This window comes from Massilia varians (genome assembly GCF_027923905.1).
GTDB lineage: Bacteria > Pseudomonadota > Gammaproteobacteria > Burkholderiales > Burkholderiaceae_D > Telluria > Telluria varians_B.
Genome location: NZ_AP026966.1, coordinates 4,589,597 through 4,610,827, shown reverse-complemented (window position 1 = coordinate 4,610,827; position 21,231 = coordinate 4,589,597). Strand labels below are relative to the sequence as shown.

Below are 21,231 nucleotides of genomic sequence, written 5' to 3'. Positions count from 1 at the left end.
GAATTCTTTCCGGGGACATTGCTTAGGATGACTGTCAGTGCATTTAGCGAAATCACGGCTTCGCATCTTTAATATACCGTGTCAGTGATAATTCTGTAATAAAGCAAGATTTCAAAAGATTAGGGAGAAAAATGAACGATATGCCGGTCCAAGTCCTGATATTGGGGGCCTCGGGAATGCTCGGGAATGCCATGTTGCGGCTGTTTGCATCGTCGGAAGGGTTTAATGCATACGGCACGGTCCGTTCCCAGAATGCGCTCGCAATGTTGCCTGAACCGGTGCGCAGCAATGTTATCGATGGTGTGGACGTCGAGAACACCGACAGCATGGTCGCAGTACTGGACCGCGTGCGTCCGGATATTGTCATCAACTGTATTGGCCTAGTAAAGCAATTGACCCAGGCCGACGATCCGCTGCAGGCGATTCCAATCAATGCCTTGCTACCGCATCGTCTGGCCCGCCTGTGCACATTGGTCAATGCACGTTTCGTCCATATGAGTACAGACTGTGTGTTTTCGGGTGCGAAAGGAATGTATACCGAGGACGACGCGAGCGATGCTTACGATTTATATGGCCGCAGCAAATTTCTCGGTGAAGTCGATTACCCGCATGCGATCACGCTGCGGACCTCGATCATTGGCCATGAACTCGACCGTCACACCAGCCTGATTGGATGGTTCTTGAGACAAAAAGGAAAGGTTTGCGGTTTCGATCGTGCTATATTTTCAGGTTTGCCGACTATAGAAGTGGCGCGTGTAATTCGCGACTTCGTGATCCCTCACCGTGAATTACAGGGTGTGTACAACCTTTCCGCCGAGCCGATCAACAAATTCGATCTGCTGGCGCTCGTCGCAGAAGTATACGGAAAACAGATCAACATCGTTCGTGACAGCAGCTTAGTGATCGACCGTTCGCTCGATTCCACCCGTTTTCGTCAAGCGACAGGTTTTGTACCGCCAAGCTGGCCTGAACTTGTTCGCTTAATGCATAATTTCAAATAAGACTTAGGGATTACTGAATGTTCAAAAACAAAGTATTGATGATCACCGGCGGAACTGGTTCTTTTGGTAACGCTGTGCTTGAGCGTTTCCTTGACTCGGAATTTGCTGAGATCCGTATCTTTAGCCGCGACGAGAAAAAGCAGGAGGATATGCGTATCTCCCTCAAAAATGATCGAGTCAAGTTCTATATTGGCGATGTTCGCAATTACGATAGTGTCTACGACGCCATGAACGGCGTCGACTATGTGTTCCACGCGGCAGCGCTGAAACAGGTTCCGTCCTGTGAGTTCTATCCGATGGAAGCGATTCGCACCAACGTGTTGGGTGCCGAAAACGTGATGCGTGCAGCGATCGAACGGGGTGTTAATCGCTGCGTGGTGCTTAGCACCGATAAGGCTGTCTATCCCATTAACGCAATGGGGATGTCGAAGGCAATGATGGAGAAAATCATGGTTGCCAAGTCGCGCATCTGCAATCCCGAGAAAACCGTGTTATGCGCAACGCGCTATGGCAACGTCATGGCATCGCGTGGCTCGGTTATTCCTTTGTTCCTATCACAGTTGCAGGCCGGCAAGCCGATCACCGTGACGGATCCGAACATGACGCGCTTCCTGATGTCCCTCGATGAATCAGTCGACTTGGTCCTATATGCCTTCGAACATGCCCGCCCAGGCGACATTTTCGTTCAGAAGGCGCCGGCATCGACCGTCGCCGATCTGGCGCAGGCAATGAAAGAATTGCTGCACAAGGAAAACCCAATCCAGATTATCGGCACCCGGCATGGTGAAAAGCTGTACGAATCGCTGGTTTCGCGTGAAGAGATGGCTCGTTCGGAAGACCTCGGCGATTACTACCGCATCGTTGCCGATTCACGCGACCTCAACTACAACAAGTATTTCGTCGAGGGCGAAACCGAGATTTCGGAACTCGACGACTACACCTCACATAACACGCGCCGTTTAAATGTTCATGGCGTCAAGGAAACCCTAATGCGCCTGACCCTGATTCGCGAGGCTGTGAATGGCCGTTAAACTGAAGGTTATGACTCTCGTTGGTACGCGACCGGAAATTATCAGGTTGTCGCGTGTAATCGCTAAGCTCGATGAACACTGTGAGCATGTGCTCGTGCATACGGGGCAGAACTACGACTACGAGCTCAACGAGGTATTTTTCCGCGACCTGGGCATTCGCAAGCCGGATCTCTTCTTAGAAGCAGCAGGTGCGACCGCCGCACAAACGATCGCGCAGGTGATCCAGGCCTCCGACCAAGCAATGGGCACACACAACCCCGAAGCGGTGCTTGTGCTCGGTGATACCAACAGCTGCCTCGCTACAATCTCGGCAAAACGTCGCAAGATTCCAATTTTCCACATGGAGGCCGGCAATCGTTGCTTCGATTTCCGGGTGCCGGAAGAAATTAACCGTCGAATCGTTGACCATACCTCGGATATCAATCTGACCTATAGCGACATCGCTCGCGACTACTTGCTGCGCGAGGGTCTACCCCCGGACCAAGTGATCAAGACCGGTAGCCCGATGCGTGAAGTCATCGAATATTACCTGCCGGGTATTCAGGCATCAGATGCAGTCGAGCGCCTGCAACTGGCTGATGGGGCGTATACAGTAGTAAGTACGCACCGCGAAGAGAATGTCGACTGTCCGGAGAGCCTAAAGCGCCTGTTCGGCGTGCTCAACGCCGTGGCTGAGCGCCACCAGGAACCGGTTATCGTGTCGACCCATCCGCGTACCCGCAAGCGCTTGGATGCGCTCGGCATGGAAGCGCATCCGCTGGTGCAATTCCATAAGCCGTTCGGCTTCTTCGATTACATCAGCCTGCAGACTCGTGCCCGTGCCGTGTTGTCCGATAGCGGCACGATCACTGAAGAATCATCCATACTAAATTTCCCGGCACTCAACCTACGCGAAGTGCATGAACGTCCCGAGGGCTTCGAGGAGGCTGCTGTCATGATGGTCGGCTTAAGCGTTGAACGTGTGCTGCAAGGTCTCGACATCCTTGCGACCCAACCACGCGGGACTAAACGACTGTTGCGTCTCGTAAACGATTATTCCCAAGGGAATGTTTCCGAGAAGATGCTTCGTATAATTCAAAGTTACACCGATTTCGTTAATCGCAAAGTCTGGCGGAAAATTTAGAGAATAGCAACATTGATGCGTATTGTTTTGATTGCCGATGCATTCCCTCCGATGCGGACTTCCGCTGCGGTTCAGATGCGTGATCTTGCGCGAGAATATCTCCGGCAAGGCTACCACCCGACCGTGGTGGTCCCTGCGCCTGGCCAAGGCAAGCCATGGATGCGAGAAGATATGGACGGTATCGAAGTGATCCGGCTTGACGCGCCCCAGACAAAAGATGTTGGTTATCTGCAGCGTACCGTCGCCGAACTGCTGACGCCTGTCGCAATGATTAGGAATCTGTCCCGAAGTCCGCTCGCGCAGGTACGCTGGGACAGCGTAGTCTGGTATTCGCCGTCAATTTTCCTCGGCGCCGTCGCCCATTGGCTCAAGCGCAAAAGTGCTTGTCCGTCGTATCTGATCGTCCGCGATATATTCCCAGAATGGGCGGTCGATATGGGACTTATGGGCCGCGGACTTCCATACTGGTTCTTCAAGATCGTGGAACGGTACCAGTATTCAGTAGCCGACACGATCGGCGTGCAAACACCTGCAAACCTTCCGTATTTCAACCGCTGGGCAAAGCGTTCTACGCGCCGCGTGGAGGTATTGCAGAATTGGCTGGCCGATACAATGGATATCGGATGCACTATTCGTGTCGCCGACGGAAAACTGGCGGGCAGGACTATTCTTGTCTATGCGGGCAATATGGGGGTCGCGCAAGGCATGGATATCTTGGTCGATCTAGCCGAACGTCTGCGCACGCGTGAAGACATCGGCTTCCTGTTTGTCGGCCGTGGTAGCGAAGTGAGGCGCCTCCAGGAAAGCGTGATACGGCGCGGTCTGGAAAACGTTGTTTTTCATGACGAGATCGATCCATCTGAAATCGTCGGGCTGTATGCACAGTGTCAAATCGGCATTGTGGCGCTTGATCCACGTCACAAGACGCACAACATTCCCGGAAAATTCCTTTCTTATATGCAGGCGGGACTGCCGGTACTGGCAAACATCAACGCTGGCAATGATCTGGTAACGCTAATCGAGCGCGAGAAAGTAGGGAAGGCTTGCGGCAATCACGACCTGGATACGCTAGAACGACTTGCGTGCGAGCTCGTTGACGACTACAAGCTCGATCGGAGCGTTTCGAAACGCTGCCGCGCTCTAGCGGCGAAAATGTTCTCACCGCAAGCGGTGGTCGCTCAGATACTCGTCGCCTCTGGACGTAAGCGTGTTCTGGCTGGTTCGTCAATCCCAGCACGCGCAAGCTTGGGGCATGAAGTCGACGAAACTGACCTGCAGCGAGAGGAAGCATGAGTGTTGTGGACCTTTCCAGCTTAATGCTGGACAATCTTGTAATACAGGCTGAAAGTTCTGTGAGGAAGCGGCAGCACTTTAACATCCATAGTACCCATGATGATCCTGTGCAGCGCTTGTTCAATGCCATTGAATTGAACAGTTATATTCGCCCTCATCGTCACTCACAGGACTCAAAAATCGAAACGCTGCTGGGGATTCGCGGTGAACTGACTTTCATCACCTTCAATGAGGCCGGGGAAATTAGCGGCGCGATCGAATTTGGGGCGCAAACAGCGGGCAAACCTATACAAAGTATTGGTGTGGAAGTGCCGCCGGGGGTATGGCATACCGTAATTGCCAATGAGCCTGGTTCGATCCTGTTTGAGATAAGAGCCGGACCATTCGATTCTTCTAAGGCCAAGGAATGGGCCCCTTGGGCACCGCCGGAAGGCAGCGAGCCCAGCGCCGCTTATCTGGACTGGCTGCGCAATCGCGTGCGGCTTCTCCGCATATAACGATGCACGAAGGGCATTGACGTCCGTTGCATCACCACAACCCTTCGATACGAAAACAAAGACCTGTCAGTGAATGAAACCAAATTTGAGGCGAGGTACACTGGTAGGAGGTCTGCTGGCAGGTAATTTGATGTAAGGATGTGGTGACGCAGACAGCGGTGCGGATGTGGTCACGCCATCCCAGGGTGTGATGCTGCCGAAGGTTGTAACGCCTTTGACAAGTGCTCCTAGTTCGCAAGACGGCCCCGGCGTATACGAGGCACCGATAAGCAATTTATTGGTGCCAACATTAAATGCGCTGAACGGAAACCCCTTGTATATTGCGCACCGTGGAGCAGCTGCGCTGTACCCAAGACAGACTGATACCGCTTACTACGGTTGTGTTCGCGATGCTTGGGTCAATCGATGCAAAGGAGTTAGGTCGCTCGCCTCGGAAGACAAGGATGGGCGCATGATGGAATCTTTATTAGCAACCCTCACCTCAGAACATGTTCGAAAGGATCAGGTCTTATTCCAGGTATGCAAATGGTTTCGGTGCAGCAAGCGGCGGAAGCGGGGTATCAAGCCTTCGCCTTTGTAACGTCCAGTGGCCACAGGAGTCACTTGCAAGCGGTGCTACCTGGGCTGGTATTCCGCTCAAACATGTCGGCTACAGAGACGCGCGCATGGACGAACACGCGCATCAATGTACTAGTGCGAACTATGAACCAGCGCTACATATGCGTTGCCAAACTGCTACTTGGAGTAAAGAGCTTTTTCTCGGACGTCGCGACCTATCTGAGCGGGAATTTATCCCTGTACACTACAGACGATTTCGAAAATGGAATCTTAATAGCAGGAATGCCTTTCAATAGTGACAAGCTCATCGGTGCCGTTCCGAGGTAAGTTTTGCGCAGATAGGTACAGGCGCTACGATCTGATTAGCACCGTTTACAAGAGCTGCCCGCAGGGCTACTTATTCCCAATCAATAGAGAAGCGAAACCCATCTCTTACAGCGTTGAATTGAACAGCGGATTCGGCGCCACACTCAACGTTGATTTAAGTCGAAGGCGTCGGTTTTCATCGATACCGACGATAAAGAGTTCATCGACAGGAATGAAGAATATACCGGCTATCACTTCGTGTTCCGCAGTAATGGATCAATCAAGATTTATAGGAAAGCCTCAGGTGTGCGCATGACTGTGCTTGCAACATAGACAGATTCTGCCTTTAACGAGGGCGACGAGAGCCGCTTCCAAATCTAGGCCAGCGACACGACGATTAAACTGACTCGTCTGCTGCGGAAAATAACGAAGCTTACAGCGTGTTGGTTAAGGGCCACTTTCGACGTGGGGTTTATCTCAGCTTAGAACGAAATGGCATAATATACGCATTCCGCCGCATCGTCGTTGTTTAAGAAAAGTTAATATTTAATAAACGAGAGAGAAATGTCAAAAGAAGAAATTGTTGAGCTCATCGTCGAGCGAATCCAACGCGACGAAGCCGCGCTGGCAAAGATGTTCCAACGGTCGGCGTCTGAAGTCGGTGTACGCTATTGCTTCGTCGACGACTTACTTCCGCCAATACTTGCAAAGCGCATTTATCGTGCGTTTCCCAAGCCTGAGGCTATGAGGCTCATGGACAGCTTCAGGGAAAAGAAGTTAACGTCCAAGAATTTTGATCAATTCGATCCCATCCTTAAAGATGTGACGTTCGCCATCCAAGACCCGCGAGTTATTGAGGTGGTGGGGCGCATTACTGGTATCCAAGAACAGATTCCAGATTCCAGCCTTTATGCAGGTGGGTTGAGCGCTATGGTGAGAGGCCATTACCTTAGTCCGCATATCGATAATTCGCACGAGGCAAGCCGACAATACTATCGGACGCTTAATCTGCTGTACTACATCACGCCAGATTGGGAATTTGAAAATGGAGGGAACCTCGAACTGTGGGATAATGCGGTTCGCCAGAATGCGACTATCGTTAGCCGTTTCAATCGCCTGGCGCTCATGGAAACGACACCGACATCCTGGCACTCAGTCAGCCCAGTTGTGATTGACAGGACGCGTTGCTGCGTATCGAATTATTATTTCTCCCCGCGCTCCCCTACGGGCGAAAATTATTTCAACGTTACATCCTTCAGCGCCTGGCCAAACCAGCCGATCAAGCGCGCACTCGCTCGAATCGACAATTCGTTGCGTCAAGGACTGCGCGCAGTCGCTCCCCGAGGCCTCGGTAAAAAAGACGTGTACGAAGGCGCTAAACAGTGAACACGACCATGACCCTTGCCGGTAAGGGACGACTGCTTATATACGCGCCTAACGTTCACACGGGCGGAGGGTTGGTTTTACTAAACGCTTTACTTTGCGCTTGGCCTATAGGGAAGCCCTTCACCGCTTGGTTGGACCGGCGTGCTCGACACCTGCTAACCCTGCCAGATTTGAACGAAGTCGTTTGGGTCGAAGCTTCCTTCCCGTCTCGCCTACGCGCCGAGTGGTCGCTTGCGGCCACCGCCAAGAAAGACGACACAGTGCTCTGTTTTCACGGATTGCCGCCCTTGATGCCCAGCACTGCTAAAGTCGTCTTATTCCAGCAGAATCGTAATTATTTAGGCCAAGTAGATCTCAAACGCTTCGCATTGCGAACGCGCTTGCGCTTGTGGGGAGAGCAGTTCGTCAGCAAGGCGTTCAGGCAGCGCGTGGACACGTACTGGGTGCAAACACCTTCAATGGCGCGTGCGCTCTCGACATGGTATGGGAATGGTCCTGTCGACATTAAGGTGTTACCCTTCGCGGTACCTTTCCAGCAGGCTGCTGCTGCGAGCGAAAAGTCATTCGATTTCGTATATGTAGCGGATGGCGAAGCGCATAAAAACCATCGTACCTTGGTTCAGGCTTGGATTCTGCTAAAGAAGCGCGGTCTGACCCCTGGGCTAGCGTTGACACTATCCCAACGCGATATCGAATTGAAGCGATGGGTAGCTGACCAAGTAGCCGAGTATGGGTTAAGAATCGAGGATGTCGGAGTTGTACCCCATGCCGAGGTCCCGCTGCTGTACCAACGTGCGGGCGCACTAATCTTTCCATCCCTGAGCGAATCGTTTGGGCTGCCGCTGATTGAGGCAAGCACTTTGGGTCTGCCGATCTTAGCGGGCGAACTGGATTTCGTTCGTGACGTGTGCATGCCTGCCGAGACCTTCGATCCTCTTTCTTCCGTGTCGATTGAAAGGGCAGTGTTGCGCCACATGGGGAAGGCCGACATCCCCCAACTGCCAGCATCCGCGGAAAATTTTCTGCGTAAAGTCATGGCGTGAGAAACGTGTAAAGTTGCGCTAGGTGTTAGCTACAATCTGTTCAAGCAGGTGGCGAAAGAGGAGCGTTCGACAGAGCAACTCGCCAATATCAAATATTGTTGGACTTGGAAGCCAATTAATGTTGATAATACTAAATCTCGTTCTATTTTCTGTGCAAGAATGTACTAAGGTACTGTTCTGCCGGATCAGCAATAGCATGGATGCATAGTTCTGCTTGAAGACACCCTGCGCGAGCGTAGCCGACCTAAGATGTCTAACAGCGACCACGGATAGCGGGGGCTTCATGAACGGGCGCAAGCGCCAGGGCAGGCGACCAATATAGACGGGCGCGGATGGTCTTTAGATAATATTCTCGTTGAGCGCCTTGTAGCGCAAGGTTGTTACAAGAAGCCTGCCAGTGTTTATCGCAGTCGCATTGGCGGCGGTGTGCTTATCGCGGACAAGTACAGTGGAGGCGAGTAGCGGAACTAGAAGCGATATAGACGCCGACTTGTCTAACGGATGCTGCGACTGGAAAAAATGTCCAGTCGCACGAAAGGAGAATCATGGGTAACGCCGGCCAACTGCAGTCATGATGAAGACTACAACTCAAACTCCGAGACTAATGGTGCCATTCTAGTTCGACATGCCCAGTTTCAAGGGAGGCGTATCTTAATCGACGTCACCTCAGTTTGCATACAGTGCTATATGACTTATTCGCTGAGCTATCGGTAAATCAAGAAACGATGAAAGAGCGTAGTGTGCCAATCGATTATACATCGATCAACCGATGATTTGATCTAAAAATCGCTGTTAGTACAGTTGCGCTGGGTGATGGGCAGACATTTGTGTTCCCAGTATTTTATTGCTCGCCGCAAGTGGTGCTGTAGAGAAAAATTGTATGAAGTTTTAGAAAGCATTCTGAGTATGGGGCATAACATGCATGCTGATCATGCTTGGATTTTATCAAATTTTTTAATCTCGCTTCTCGCAGGGCGGCATCGATCTAATTGAAAACAGTGCGACATAATTTATATTGTGTGATATTTTTGTCCCCAATTCTTACTGCTAACGCGTCTCGAGATGGGATTAAGCCGTTTTGGGCAAACGCTCCGGATCGGGTGTCGGCTATTTCAACATCAGGATCATCCGGCACACTTAATATTCCCGATGGCCGAACGTTAGCCGATGGCGAAATGGTATTCGGTTATAACGAGCATCTTGGTCCCAGTTTTACGCGGTTCAGAGGAGCAGAAAACTACCAGTTCGCGCTCGGCCTGATGCCGCATTTGGAAATATCCGCACGGCTGGCCGAGATGCCTCAACCCAACGGCGAGCTTGGCATTCGAGATCTCGCGGCCAACGTTAAGTTCATGTTGCCGCGATTTTTTGCCGGTCAGCCCGACATAGCAGTTGGCATCAATGATCTGAGTGGTGGCGCATCTTTCTTCAAGTCCAAGTACGTCTCCGTCAGCGACAGCTTCGGCCCGGTCCGCTGGATCGTCGGCGCCTCCAAAGGCGAAGATTACCTCGGCAATTACTTCGCCAGCGCCGAAGTCCCGCTGTGGAACACCGGAGCTTCCGTCATCCTGGAACGCAACGGCGAGTCGAACAACCTCGGCCTGCGCTATGCCAGCCCCACGATCACACAACTGGCAAACGCACGTTTCGTGTTAACCGCCCAGCGTGCGTTCAGCACGACCACGCCGGCCGGCAAGCCGTACGAGCGCTCGGCGTTCGGGATCAACATGGTCATTCCCATTGGCGAGAACGGCCGCGTATGGAAGGTGCCGGCTCGCGCAACGCCGTCGGCGACAGCGGTTGCGCAAGCCTATCCTGTCCCGGCAGGACCAGTGGCAGCAGAGCAGCAAGTCAGCGCTCAGGCAACCCCTGCCCAGCCGCTTCCTCGCAGTGCTGCGGCGCCCACGGCTGCTACCAGCGCCTACGCGTCCAATTACGCAATTCTGGAACCGGCTCGCCATGCGGCGGCGACCACCCCCATGCTGGCCGGCGACGCAATGGCACGCATCCGCGAAGCACTGATCGACGCCGGCCTGGAACGGGTCCGCGTCGGCAAGCGCGGCGCTGAGATGGTGGTGGAGTATGAAAACCACCGCTACAACCAGAACGAAGTCGACGCCATCGGGATTGCACTGGGTGCGGCGGTGGCACTGGCACCGGCCGACATCCGCTATGTGTCGGTGGTCACCAAGAAGACCGGACTGCAGCTGTACAAGACCACGGTCGAGAAGACCAGCTACCGGCGCTTCCTGGAGGACGGGCAGTGGCGCGAGGCGCAGTCGGCCTTGTCCTTCCAGTTCCGTCCCGATGGCGGTCGCGGTGTCCAGTGGCTCGATGCCAGCGAAGGCCCGCGCGGCTACTCGCGTATTCGTCTCGAGCCGCGCACGGTGCATTTCGTGGGGACCGAAAAAGGCGTGCTCGACTATAGCCTGGCGGCCAACGTGCAGGCCCTGGTGCCGGTCTGGAAGGGCGCGGAAGTGTACACCAGCTACCTGCGCACGGTGGCCGAGTCGGATGACGTGGCGCACGGCTTCCTCGGCTGGGCCCAGCAACGCGACGGCCTGCGTACCGCCGTGCTGAGCCAGGCTTTTTGGCTCACCGATGACATTCTCAATGTGACGTCTGCCGGCAAGTACCAGTACGACCTGAAGGGCGTACAGAACGAGACCACCTGGTTCGTGCCTGGCACGGACGACCAGGTGCGCCTGCAGTACACCCGTATGCGCGAAGAATTCCGCTACCGCACCGACACGATCGAGACGGGCGCCGTTTCCTATATGTGGAACTATGCGCCGCTGAACGCGACGATCGAAGGGGGCTACCAGCGCTACCGCGGCGAAGACCAGGGGCCCTTCCTGCAGGTGAGCCGCTGGTTCGGCGACGTGCAGGCGCAAGCCTATGTCAAGCGCAGCGAAGCAGAAACCCGGATCGGTTTCGGGATTGCGCTGCCGCTCACGCCGCGCAAGGGCATGCGGCCGGGGTGGACGCATCTGGAAGGCTCGGGCAGCTATATGGCGCGGGTGGAAACCAAGCATGCGCGTCCGGGCCAGTGCAACTGCATCAATATGGGCGTGCTGGAAGAAGTGCCAATGGCGTACAGCGCCCGTGTCAACCTGCTGAACCAGGGCAGGATCGGGCGTGAATACATCGTGCGTCAGATGCCGCGGATGCGAAACGCGTTCCGCCAGTACACGACACTCATGAATTAATTTGCGTATTCAATGAGGTTGTACGGGGTGTGACAATTGGGTGAGATTCCGTTGATTTTCAACCACTTAACAAGCAGCGCCGACTTCTAATAGTTGCTACTAGAAAATCACTAGTATATAGTGACAGGTTCAAGAAATGAGATAGCCCCCTGATCCACCAAACACAGTCGATGCGGTATCCTTACGGATAGGAATACGACTGTGAATATGACTAGGAACAACCAAACCATCGAAGTAGTGACGGTGTCAGAGGAGCGGCGCCGTCGCTGGTCAGTGCAGGAAAAAGCTGCGCTGGTCAAGGAAACGTACGAGCCGGGGATGAGCGTGTCGCTGGTCGCGCGCAAACATGGCATCAGTGCCAGCCAGCTGTTCAATTGGCGCAAGCTCGAGCGCGAAGGCGCGCTGGTGGCCGTCCAGTCCGGCGAATCGGTGGTACCGGCAAGCGAACTGGCTGCCGCGCGTGCCCAGATCGCACAACTGCAGCGCATGCTCGGCAAGAAGACGATGGAAGCGGAAATCCTGCGCGAAGCGATCGAGGTAGCCCGCGAAAAAAAGTGGATTGCGCGCTCACCCTTATTGGACAAGGACGGGCAGTGAAGCCGGTCTGCGCTGTCCTTGGTGTAGCGCGCTCGAACGTGATTGACCGCCTTGCGCGTCCTGCAGACTGGGTCGACGGTCGTGCATTGGCCAGGCTTGACCCAGTCGGTGACGCCATGATCGCCGACGCCGTACGCGCCGAGATCACGGCATTGCCGACTTACGGCTATCGACGTGCTGGCGCCCTGGTGAACCGCACGCGCAGCCTGATGGGCCTGCGGCCGGTCAATCACAAGCGGATGTATCGCGTGATGAAGGCCGAGGGTCTGCTGCTGCCGAAGTCGCCCAAACGCCGGGACAGCGGCCGCGCGCATGATGGCAAGGTAGCCGTCGAGGAATCGAACCGGCGCTGGTGCTCGGACGGCTTCGAGATCGTCTGCGACAACGGCGACGTCGTGACGGGCGTTTTCATGAAGGACTGCTGTGACCGCGAGATCATTGCCTGGCGTGCCTGGATCGGCCGTGGCCTGCCTGGCGAACCGGTGCGCGATATGATGATCGAGGCGGTGGAAGCACGCTTTGGAAGCACAGACGAGCGGGCGATTACGCTTGAATTCTTGAGCGACAACGGCGGTGCTTTTCGGGCAATCGAAACGCATGCCTTGGCCAACGAACTGGGCATCAAGCCGGTGCACACGCCTGTCAACAGCCCGCAATCAAATGGCATGGCCGAGAGCTTCGTGAACACCTTTAAACGCGATTACGTGGGCAGCATGGACCGCAGCACCGGCACCGCCGTGCTGGCCCAACTGCCCGACGCCTTCAGGCATTTCAACGAGGTGCATCCGCACTCGGCGCTGGGCTATAAATCGCCGCGCATGTTTAGGAAAGAGCGACCGTGTCAGGCTCTCGAAACTGACGCTAACTAAGCATCAGGCTGTGTCCGGGAATAGCGGGGCAAGATCAAAATGGCTGTGCATCACGCATTTGTTGGGGACCCGGCTAGTGCCGGAGCAGCGCAAGAGAGATCTCTGCAATCAGAAATAACAATCGAAAAAGGATGTCGAATGAACAAGAGCTTTAAATTGAATGCGGCTGCCAAGCTGGTGCTGATGGCAGGTGTGGCGGCAACGCTGGCAGCCTGCGGCGGCGGCAACGACAGCCCCGCACCGACCCCGACCACGCCGCCGCCGCCGCCGCCGGTGAGCTACGCCATCTCGATCTCCGGCACCGCCGCTACCGGCGCTGCGATCGCGAATGCCACCGTGACCGCCGTCTGCAAGACCGGCACCGCCACCGCGGCGTCCGGCGCCGATGGTGCGTTTACCGTCCGCGTCGCAGCCCCGGGCGAAGGCCCATGCATCCTGTCGGTTACCCAGAACGGCGTGACCCTGCGTTCCATCGCAGCCGGCGATGGCGCCAAGGCGAACATCACCCCGCTGACCGAAATGCTGGTGTCCTACATCGCCGTTTCGTCGGGTGCCGGCACCGGCGCCACCCCAGCGCAACTGGCCGCCAACGCCAACGTCAAAACGGTCGTGACCAATGCAACCATGATGTCGGCCACGGTCAACCGCCTGGTGCAGATCGTCTCGACCGCCACCGGCGGCAGCGTCGCCGTGCCGACCGACTTCCTGTCGGCGGCCCTGGTGCCGAAGAGCGCCACCAATCCGGGTAACGCCCAGGATGCGATTCTGGAAGCGCTGAAGGCACGCAATGTGGTCGACGCAAACGGTGCGGTGGCTCCGGCCGTCCTGACCAATGTGCGCAATGATGCTGCCAAGAATACCGTCACCGGCGGCACCGGCGGCAGCGGTAACTAATATCCGCATGTGCTGATCAAAACCGCGGCTGCAAGCCGCGGTTTTTTTTTGGATCTTCGCCGTTCAGTTGAGCGCTGCCGGGTTTTCGTAGGGCGGGCAGTTTCCTTGGCCACACGTTCGATTGACAAGAGCGCCGTCACAGTGCGGCCGTAAGTTGAACGCGTGGGCGGGAAACAGCGCAAGCCGCGGTAATGCCCTTCAGTTAAGCGTGGCCGGGTTTCCCGGCCGCGCGTTCAACGCCATTGTGCTCTGCCACAGTGCATGAGTGACTTGGACGCGCGGTCGGCGAAGCCGACCACCCTACATTGTTACGCTAACTGAACGGCATTAGCGCAAGCCGCGGCTTATTTTTTGGCCGGCGTGCTTGCCATAGTGTGGCCGCACGCTCTCGATTCTTCAACCGTAGGGAACGTAGGCGAAGCTGTTGCCGATCAGCGTAGCCAACGCATCCTGGTTCTCGGCGTTATCAACCAATAAAGCCAGCACGCCGGCCACGGATTCCCTTCCGCTGTCGAGCATGCCGAGCCAATACGCCACGCCATCGGCATTGGCGTTCGGAAGCGGGATGTTCCGGTACAGCCCTTCGACGATCTGCGCATTGGACGCACTGCTGCCATGGACGGCCTGGAATTCCGCGGACGCGGTAAAGCTGAGCGAGACGTCGCGCAAACTCATGCCTTGATCCATGATGCTGATCCAGTAGCCAAGCTCGGCGCTGTTGGGGGTGCGGTTGAACGCCACCTGGTACAGGCTGCTGACCTGTCCACCTGCTCCCGTGATGCCGAGGGCAACGTTGATGTCGTTGAACACCAGGCGTTCGACATTGCAGGCCATGTCCACACTGCCGCTGGCCAGGTCGGTGATCCGGAAGCCGATGCCGCGCGCTTCAATGGTAAAGCTGGCATGCTGTGCCGAATAGACCAGGAAATCCGTGCCTGCGCCGCCGTCGATGAGCTCGCTGCCTGGGCCATTCTGAAATATGTCTTGGGCGGCGGTGCCTGACCGCGTCGGGGCCAGGATCTCGGTGTAGTCGCTGAACTGCACGAACTCCACGTTACGGAAGGCCATCAGAGGCACCGCAGCGCTGCTCAGCAGCAGCCAGGTGTCGGAAGCCAATTTTTCCAGGCTGGCGCTGGCCCTGCCCATGTCCAACACGATCGTGTCGAAGCCTGCACCGCCGTCGAAGTAGGCCGAGATGACGCTGTCGCGTACGGTAATGGTATTGTCCCTATCGTCGAAGCAGAACACACTGCCGCCTTGGCTTATTTCCGACACAGTCCCCGCGATCTCGACGATGCTTCCCTGCAGGCTGGCACTCTCTGTCTGCCGGGTTGCCGACAGGTTCGTTCGTATCAACCCGGTTGCATCGATAGTGCTGAGGGAAACCGTTGCCCCCGGACTGTATTGGCCGCTGGCATAGATGTCCAGATAATAGCTTCCGCTGTTTGCGACGACGGCATTGTCCAGGCTCCAGGTATAGCCGAGATTGCTTGTGTCGGGGACATTGGCGAAGCAGAAGCCTGGAATGCTGGTGTCGAGCGAAAGGTAGTCGCCGATCATCCCGTAGAACGCCAGCGCAAAGGCTTCCTTCTGGGGCGCATTGAATGCCTTCCCGAGGCTGAGCATCTTGGAATCTTTCGTGGCCCGCCAGACGTCGCTGGCGCCGTAGTAACCGCCCTCGTAGACACCGACCTTGCCCAGGCTGTCTTCGTAGCCCAGCCACGCCTTCCAGGGGGGAGAGGAGGGGGAGGTGGTGAGGTTGGGGTAAGCCCCCGGCGCATGCCCCATGGTTTTGCCTACTGCGTGGTCGATGTATTCATCGCCCAGATTGGCGACGGTATGGCCCAGTTCGTGCAGCAGCACCTCGGCTGAGCTCAGGTTGCCACTGGTTACCCAGATTACCGGGCCGCCCGAACCGCCATACTGTTGCGAGTTGACGATGACGACCGTGATGTCCCGGGCGTCACCGGGCAGGGCGGCGTTGAGCGTCCTGTGGACGGCAACGTCGTCCCCATAGATCAGGCGGCCGTCTGCGAGATAACTTTTGCTGTTGAAATACGTGTTGGCATAACCCGGCGTGCTATTCCATAAAGATTGATTTGAGGGAACGAATAATGCCTGGATATTAAAATACTGTTTGTAATTCGAGAATGGTGCATTCAGGTCGGTGTTGTTTATACTAAAAATATAATTAGTAAAGTTCGTTGCATCTGCGAAAAATTTATCGCGTTCAACAGACGAGTAGCCCTCAGCGACAAAAGTAATGTCTACGCGTGTAGAAGAGGAGCCTGTCTGGAAAATAGAGGCAATATCCACCAAAGTTCCTCCAAATCAAGTTAATTTGGCCGACATAGTTGTTTTAAAAATAATAAAATTATTATAACTATCGTGGCGCACGATAGCTCAACAGTATGTTTGTAGTTTGTCAGGCAGGAGGGCTTTGGAATTGCTTAAAAGAATGAATCAAATTCGTTGATGCACAAAATCTATTTTGCTGTCAAGACTGAAACAAACGCTAGGCCATGAATGAATAAGGATTGAAATGCGATAAAATTGCAGAGTTAATAAAGTGGTCTTATGAGCATTGCTGAATTAAAATTTACCGGTCTTGAAATCGGCTTCGCGGCGACGCTGGCCGGCTCGCTGCTGCTTGTCCTGACGACGCGCTGGCATGGCCACTATTCGCTCGACGCGACCCACGGCGTACAAAAATTCCATGTCACGCCGACGCCGCGCGTGGGCGGCGCCGCCATCATGGCTGGCCTCTGGCTGGCGCTTGCGGTCCTGCCTGCCGCCCAACAGGAGCTGTTCCTGCCGGTGCTGGTGTCGGCCGTGCCGGCTTTCCTGTTCGGCCTGGCCGAAGACCTTACCCGGCGTATTTCGGTAGGCGCGCGCCTGCTGGCGACCATGGCCAGCGGCGTTTGCTGCTGGGGCCTGACCGGGGTCAGCTTGGCGCATATCGGCATCCCGCCATTCGATGCGCTGCTAGCCTGGCTGCCGCTTTCGGTCGCTTTCACGGCGTTTGCGGTGGGCGGCGTGGCCAATGCGGTCAATATCATCGACGGCTTCAACGGCCTGGCCAGCGGCACCGTGCTGATCGGCATGGCCGCGCTCGGCCTGATCGCCCAGCAAGCCGGCGACGCCGCCCTCGCGCAGCTGTGCTTTGTCGTCTGCGCCGTGACAGCCGGATTCTTCGTGGTCAACTTCCCGTTCGGTAAGCTGTTCCTGGGCGACGGTGGCGCCTACCTGCTCGGTTTCCTGCTGGCCTGGATGTCGATCATGCTGGTCTACCGCAATCCGCAAGTGTCGCCCTGGGCGCCGCTGCTGGCCTGCGGCTATCCCGTGTTCGAAACCGTGTTTACGATCCTGCGCCGCCTATGGCACCGCCGCCATCCGGGCCACCCGGACAGCTGGCACCTGCACAGCCTGGTCAAGACCGCGATCGTGGCGCGCTTCCTGCATTGGCTGCCGGCGCCGCTGCGCAACGCCTGCGTGTCGCCGCTGTCCTGGCTGGTGGCGCTGGTGCCGGCCATGATGGCGGTGCGCTTCGCCGCCATGCCGGAGGCGCTGTTGCAGGGCGTGCTGTCCAGCTTCCTGCTCTACCTGTCGGCGTACGCCTTTGCGGTCTCGGCCTGGTGGGCGCGACGGCGCCGCATGCGTGGGGCGGGGCGCGCTGCGCCGCGGCCAGTCGTCGCCATCGAGCAATCCAGCTCGTCTTTCATCCGACGCGGCCTGTCATAGCCAGGCTGAAGGACTGCGCCCTGTCGTTGCGTACGATTGTTTTCCTGATTATTCAGGTGGCAGGTGCGACCTCTTGTAGCCTGGTAGCGGCATTGCGTGCAGACGTAATGCCGTCTTAATTCCTGTACTGAGAGCAAATATTGCTGCTTTGTAGTCTAAATTGACTTAAATTTAACCTTCAGCAAAACCACAACCATACTAGGAATTACAGGATGACTATCCTCGTTACGGGTGGAGCAGGCTTTATCGGCTCGAACTTCGTCATCGACTGGCTTGGACACCATGACGAGCCAGTCGTCAACCTCGACAAACTGACCTATGCAGGGAATCTTCAGAACCTGACGAGTCTCGACAACAACCCGCTGCACCATTTCGTCCGCGGCGACATCGGCGACAACGTCCTGGTAGCGGGCCTGTTGGCTGAGCACAAGGTGCGCGCGGTGCTGAACTTTGCGGCCGAGAGCCATGTCGACCGCTCCATCGAGGGCCCTGCCGATTTCATCGAGACCAATGTTGTCGGCATCTTCAAACTTCTCGAAGCCGTGCGCGCTTACTGGAGTGGACTCGACGCCGAAGCCCAGGCCGCATTCCGCTTCCTGCATGTGTCCACCGACGAGGTGTACGGTACGCTGTCGAGCGATGCGCCCGCGTTCAACGAGCAGAACCGTTATGAACCAAACAGCCCGTACTCGGCCACCAAGGCTGCGTCGGACCACCTGGTGCGTGCCTACCATCACACCTATGGCCTGCCGGTGTTGACCACCAATTGCTCGAACAATTACGGTCCCTACCACTTCCCGGAAAAACTGATCCCGCTGGTGATTCACAATGCGCTGGCCGGCAAGCCGCTGCCGATCTATGGCGATGGCCAGCAGATTCGCGACTGGCTGTATGTCACGGATCACTGCAGCGCGATTCGCCGCGTGCTTGCCGAGGGCAGGGTGGGCGACACGTATAACGTTGGCGGCTGCAACGAAAAGGCGAACATCGATGTCGTGCGCACCCTGTGCGCCATACTGGATGAACTCCAGCCACGCGCCGATGGCCGATCGTATGCGGATCAGATGACCTTTGTAAAAGATCGTCCAGGCCATGATCGCCGTTATGCCATCGACGCTGGCAAGCTCGAGCGCGAGCTGGGCTGGCGTCCGGCCGAAACCTTCGAGACCGGTATCCGCAAGACCGTCGAGTGGTACCTGGCAAACCAGGGATGGGTGCACAACGTCACCAGCGGCGCCTATCGCGAGTGGGTCGAACGCCAGTACTCGGCCTGAACGCGTATGAAGATCCTGTTATTAGGCAAGGACGGCCAGCTTGGGTGGGAGCTGCAGCGCTCGCTCGTCGTGCTGGGCGAACTGCATGCATGCGGGCGCCACGAAGCCGATTTCACCGATCCCGAGTCGCTGCGCGCGCTCGTGCGCAGCGTGCGCCCGGACCTGATCGTCAACGCCGCAGCATATACCGCAGTCGACAAGGCGGAGAGTGACGCCGTGACTGCGCGTGTGGTCAACGCGGTTTCTCCCGGTGTACTGGCCGAAGAAGCGCAGGCTATCGGCGCATGGCTGGTCCATTACTCGACCGACTACGTTTTTGACGGCAAGAAACAGGGCGCCTGGGTGGAAACCGACACAAGCACCCCCCTGTCGGTCTATGGCCGCACCAAATGCGAAGGCGAGGAACGCATCCGCGCCAGTGGAGCGCGTCACTTGATCCTGCGTACCAGCTGGGTTTTTGCTCGGCGTGGAGGTAATTTTGCCAAGACGATGTTGCGTCTGGCAAAAGAGCGTGAGACCCTCAATGTCGTGGCTGACCAGTATGGCGCACCTACTGGCGCTGAACTGCTCGCTGATGCGACGGCGCTGGCGCTGCACCGCATCGTATTGCTTGGCGCTGAAGCACATTCCCTGTCAGGAACCTATCATCTTGCTGCATCCGGTAAAACAAGCTGGCATGCTTACGCGCAGCACGTACTGGATCAGGCTTTGGCCTGTGGCGCGGTATTAAAGGCTGGGCCAGCCCAGGTATTGCCGATCGCCTCCAGTGCCTTGCCGGTGCCTGCACCGCGTCCCGCCAATTCACGCCTCGACAGTAGCAAGTTTTGTGCGACTTTCGGGCTCCGTCTGCCCGACTGGCGCTATCACGTCAACCGTTTGATCGCCGAACTGTCGGTGCAAGGAAATTTATGAGTCAATCCACGAAACGTAAAGGCATTATCCTTGCCGGCGGCAGTGGCACACGCCTGCACCCGGCCACCCTCGCGATTTCCAAGCAATTGCTGCCAGTTTTCGATAAGCCAATGATTTATTACCCACTCAGCACGCTGATGCTTGGTGGGATTCGCGATATTCTGATCATTTCGACCCCACGAGATAGGCCCTTGTTTCAGCAGTTGCTTGGCGACGGCAGCCGTTGGGGCCTGAACCTGTCGTATGCGGTTCAGGAATCGCCAGATGGATTGGCCCAGGCTTTTCTGATCGGCAAGGAGTTCCTGGGTAACTCACCTTCAGCCTTGGCCTTGGGTGACAACCTGTTCTACGGGCATGACTTCGTAACGCTGCTCGAGCGTGCGGATGCCCGCGACGGATGTGCAAGCGTATTTGCCCACCACGTCCATGATCCCGAGCGTTATGGCGTGGTCGAATTCAACGATGAGGGCAGGGCAGTCAGCCTCGAAGAAAAGCCTGCGGCGCCGCGTTCCAACTACGCGGTAACGGGGCTCTACTTCTATGACAACAACGTTGCCGAGTTCGCTCGCACCATTGAACCATCGGCGCGCGGCGAACTCGAGATCACCGACCTGAACAAGATTTATATGGAGATGGACAAGCTTCACGTCGAGATCATGGGACGAGGCTATGCCTGGCTCGATACCGGTACCCATGAGTCCTTGCTGGACGCAAGCCAGTTTATCGCAACGATCGAACACCGCCAGGGTTTGAAGGTGGCTTGTCCGGAAGAGGTCGCTTTCCGTAAAGGCTGGATCAATGCCGCCCAGCTTGAGGAACTGGCCGCGCCGATGAAGAAAAATGGTTATGGTCAGTATCTGATGCGTATTTTGAAAGAAACGGTGTTTTGATGAAGATGACTCCTTTGGCTATTCCTGAAGTCTTGCTGGTCGAGCCACGCGTGTTCGGCGACGAGCGTGGCTTCTTTTTTGAGAGTTTTCATCAGGCCCGGTTCGAGGAAGCTGTCGGCCGCAAGGTGGAATTCGTACAGGACAATCATTCGAAATCGGCCCGGCACGTCCTGCGCGGCCTGCACTATCAAATGCAGCAAACCCAGGGCAAGCTGGTGCGCGTGGTGGCGGGCAGCGTATTTGATGTAGCGGTCGACCTGCGCCGTTCGTCACCGACCTTCGGCCAGTGGGTCGGAGAAATCTTGAGTGCAGAGAACAAGGCGCAGCTATGGGTGCCGGAAGGCTTCGCCCATGGGTTCGTGGTGCTGTCGGAATCGGCGGAATTCGTGTACAAGACGACGGACTATTACGCACCCGAGCACGAGCGCAGCATCGTCTGGAACGATCCGACGCTGGCAATCGACTGGCCGCTGCAGGCCGCACCGATCGTCTCGGCCAAGGATGAAAAAGGGATGCCCTTCCTCGCAGCCGATCTGTTCGATTGATCGCATGCGGGCAAATGGAGGGTAATCCCGACCCTTTTCCGCTTCTAGCCCTACGGCAACAC

Annotated in this window: 16 protein-coding genes; 15 read left to right on the top strand and 1 reads right to left on the bottom strand. The window is 56.3% G+C overall.

Annotated features, from left to right (window positions below; translation table 11 throughout):
- Positions 1 to 131 precede the first annotated feature (131 nt).
- The 10 genes from MasN3_RS20810 (at position 132) to MasN3_RS20760 (ending at position 13,807) form a co-directional block, all read left to right on the top strand.
- Positions 132 to 1,001, top strand: a complete 870-nt coding sequence (locus MasN3_RS20810) for a dTDP-4-dehydrorhamnose reductase family protein (RefSeq protein WP_281909895.1) — start codon at positions 132 to 134, stop codon at positions 999 to 1,001.
- 17 nt (positions 1,002 to 1,018) lie between these two features.
- On the top strand, positions 1,019 to 2,032 hold the full coding sequence (locus MasN3_RS20805; RefSeq protein ID WP_281909894.1) for a polysaccharide biosynthesis protein: 1,014 nt from the start codon (positions 1,019 to 1,021) through the stop codon (positions 2,030 to 2,032).
- Entirely contained in the window at positions 2,022 to 3,155 is a 1,134-nt protein-coding gene (wecB, locus tag MasN3_RS20800; RefSeq protein WP_281909892.1) for a non-hydrolyzing UDP-N-acetylglucosamine 2-epimerase, read from the top strand. The genes MasN3_RS20805 and wecB overlap by 11 nt, the downstream gene beginning before the upstream one ends.
- A gap of 15 nt (positions 3,156 to 3,170) precedes the next feature.
- Positions 3,171 to 4,448 carry a glycosyltransferase family 4 protein gene (locus MasN3_RS20795; RefSeq protein ID WP_281909890.1) on the top strand — a complete coding sequence of 426 codons (1,278 nt, stop codon included), beginning with the start codon at positions 3,171 to 3,173 and terminating at the stop codon, positions 4,446 to 4,448.
- A complete protein-coding gene (locus tag MasN3_RS20790) occupies positions 4,445 to 4,945 on the top strand; it encodes a WbuC family cupin fold metalloprotein (protein ID WP_281909888.1) in 501 nt (166 codons plus the stop codon). Before MasN3_RS20795 ends, MasN3_RS20790 begins: the two co-directional genes overlap by 4 nt.
- Positions 4,946 to 6,373: 1,428 nt before the next feature.
- Positions 6,374 to 7,195, top strand: a complete 822-nt coding sequence (locus tag MasN3_RS20785; RefSeq protein ID WP_281909887.1) for a 2OG-Fe(II) oxygenase — start codon at positions 6,374 to 6,376, stop codon at positions 7,193 to 7,195.
- A 170-nt stretch (positions 7,196 to 7,365) separates the two neighbouring features.
- Positions 7,366 to 8,238, top strand: a complete 873-nt coding sequence (locus MasN3_RS20780; RefSeq protein WP_281909886.1) for a glycosyltransferase — start codon at positions 7,366 to 7,368, stop codon at positions 8,236 to 8,238.
- 998 nt (positions 8,239 to 9,236) lie between these two features.
- Positions 9,237 to 11,447, top strand: a complete 2,211-nt coding sequence (locus tag MasN3_RS20770; protein WP_307730425.1) for a YjbH domain-containing protein — start codon at positions 9,237 to 9,239, stop codon at positions 11,445 to 11,447.
- Between the two features lie 207 nt (positions 11,448 to 11,654).
- Positions 11,655 to 12,913, top strand: a protein-coding gene (locus tag MasN3_RS20765) for an IS3 family transposase (RefSeq protein WP_370662292.1) whose coding sequence is annotated in 2 segments (ribosomal slippage) — positions 11,655 to 11,994 and positions 11,994 to 12,913 — 1,260 coding nt in all. Because the reading frame shifts where the segments join, the coding sequence is not laid out codon by codon here.
- 138 nt (positions 12,914 to 13,051) lie between these two features.
- A complete protein-coding gene (locus MasN3_RS20760; protein ID WP_281909883.1) occupies positions 13,052 to 13,807 on the top strand; it encodes a hypothetical protein in 756 nt (251 codons plus the stop codon).
- Between the two features lie 396 nt (positions 13,808 to 14,203).
- On the opposite strand, the gene MasN3_RS20755 is transcribed toward MasN3_RS20760, so the two are convergent.
- Positions 14,204 to 16,123 carry a M64 family metallopeptidase gene (locus tag MasN3_RS20755; RefSeq protein ID WP_281914560.1) on the bottom strand — a complete coding sequence of 640 codons (1,920 nt, stop codon included), beginning with the start codon at positions 16,121 to 16,123 and terminating at the stop codon, positions 14,204 to 14,206.
- 261 nt (positions 16,124 to 16,384) lie between these two features.
- Between MasN3_RS20755 and MasN3_RS20750 the strand changes: the two genes are divergently transcribed.
- The 5 genes from MasN3_RS20750 to rfbC all read left to right on the top strand — a co-directional run bounded on the left by MasN3_RS20750 (position 16,385) and on the right by rfbC (position 21,169).
- The gene (locus MasN3_RS20750; protein WP_281909881.1) at positions 16,385 to 17,548 is read left to right on the top strand and encodes an MraY family glycosyltransferase; all 1,164 of its coding nucleotides are present in this window, start codon (positions 16,385 to 16,387) and stop codon (positions 17,546 to 17,548) included.
- 212 nt (positions 17,549 to 17,760) lie between these two features.
- On the top strand, positions 17,761 to 18,822 hold the full coding sequence (gene rfbB / locus MasN3_RS20745) for a dTDP-glucose 4,6-dehydratase (protein WP_281909880.1): 1,062 nt from the start codon (positions 17,761 to 17,763) through the stop codon (positions 18,820 to 18,822).
- 6 nt (positions 18,823 to 18,828) lie between these two features.
- On the top strand, positions 18,829 to 19,734 hold the full coding sequence (rfbD, locus tag MasN3_RS20740; protein ID WP_281909879.1) for a dTDP-4-dehydrorhamnose reductase: 906 nt from the start codon (positions 18,829 to 18,831) through the stop codon (positions 19,732 to 19,734).
- A complete protein-coding gene (rfbA, locus tag MasN3_RS20735) occupies positions 19,731 to 20,624 on the top strand; it encodes a glucose-1-phosphate thymidylyltransferase RfbA (protein ID WP_281909878.1) in 894 nt (297 codons plus the stop codon). Before rfbD ends, rfbA begins: the two co-directional genes overlap by 4 nt.
- On the top strand, positions 20,624 to 21,169 hold the full coding sequence (gene rfbC / locus MasN3_RS20730; RefSeq protein WP_281909876.1) for a dTDP-4-dehydrorhamnose 3,5-epimerase: 546 nt from the start codon (positions 20,624 to 20,626) through the stop codon (positions 21,167 to 21,169). The genes rfbA and rfbC overlap by 1 nt, the downstream gene beginning before the upstream one ends.
- Positions 21,170 to 21,231: the final 62 nt, after the last annotated feature.

Excerpts from the sequence above, each read along its gene's own strand:
- MasN3_RS20810 (WP_281909895.1), top strand. The coding sequence starts at position 132 with ATGAACGATATGCCGGTCCAAGTCCTGATATTGGGGGCCTCGGGAATG.
- MasN3_RS20805 (WP_281909894.1), top strand. The coding sequence starts at position 1,019 with ATGTTCAAAAACAAAGTATTGATGATCACCGGCGGAACTGGTTCTTTT.
- rfbB (WP_281909880.1), top strand. The coding sequence starts at position 17,761 with ATGACTATCCTCGTTACGGGTGGAGCAGGCTTTATCGGCTCGAACTTC.
- wecB (WP_281909892.1), top strand. The coding sequence starts at position 2,022 with ATGGCCGTTAAACTGAAGGTTATGACTCTCGTTGGTACGCGACCGGAA.
- rfbC (WP_281909876.1), top strand. The coding sequence starts at position 20,624 with ATGAAGATGACTCCTTTGGCTATTCCTGAAGTCTTGCTGGTCGAGCCA.
- rfbA (WP_281909878.1), top strand. The coding sequence starts at position 19,731 with ATGAGTCAATCCACGAAACGTAAAGGCATTATCCTTGCCGGCGGCAGT.
- MasN3_RS20790 (WP_281909888.1), top strand. The coding sequence starts at position 4,445 with ATGAGTGTTGTGGACCTTTCCAGCTTAATGCTGGACAATCTTGTAATA.
- rfbD (WP_281909879.1), top strand. The coding sequence starts at position 18,829 with ATGAAGATCCTGTTATTAGGCAAGGACGGCCAGCTTGGGTGGGAGCTG.
- MasN3_RS20760 (WP_281909883.1), top strand. The coding sequence starts at position 13,052 with ATGAACAAGAGCTTTAAATTGAATGCGGCTGCCAAGCTGGTGCTGATG.
- MasN3_RS20785 (WP_281909887.1), top strand. The coding sequence starts at position 6,374 with ATGTCAAAAGAAGAAATTGTTGAGCTCATCGTCGAGCGAATCCAACGC.
- MasN3_RS20750 (WP_281909881.1), top strand. The coding sequence starts at position 16,385 with ATGAGCATTGCTGAATTAAAATTTACCGGTCTTGAAATCGGCTTCGCG.
- MasN3_RS20795 (WP_281909890.1), top strand. The coding sequence starts at position 3,171 with ATGCGTATTGTTTTGATTGCCGATGCATTCCCTCCGATGCGGACTTCC.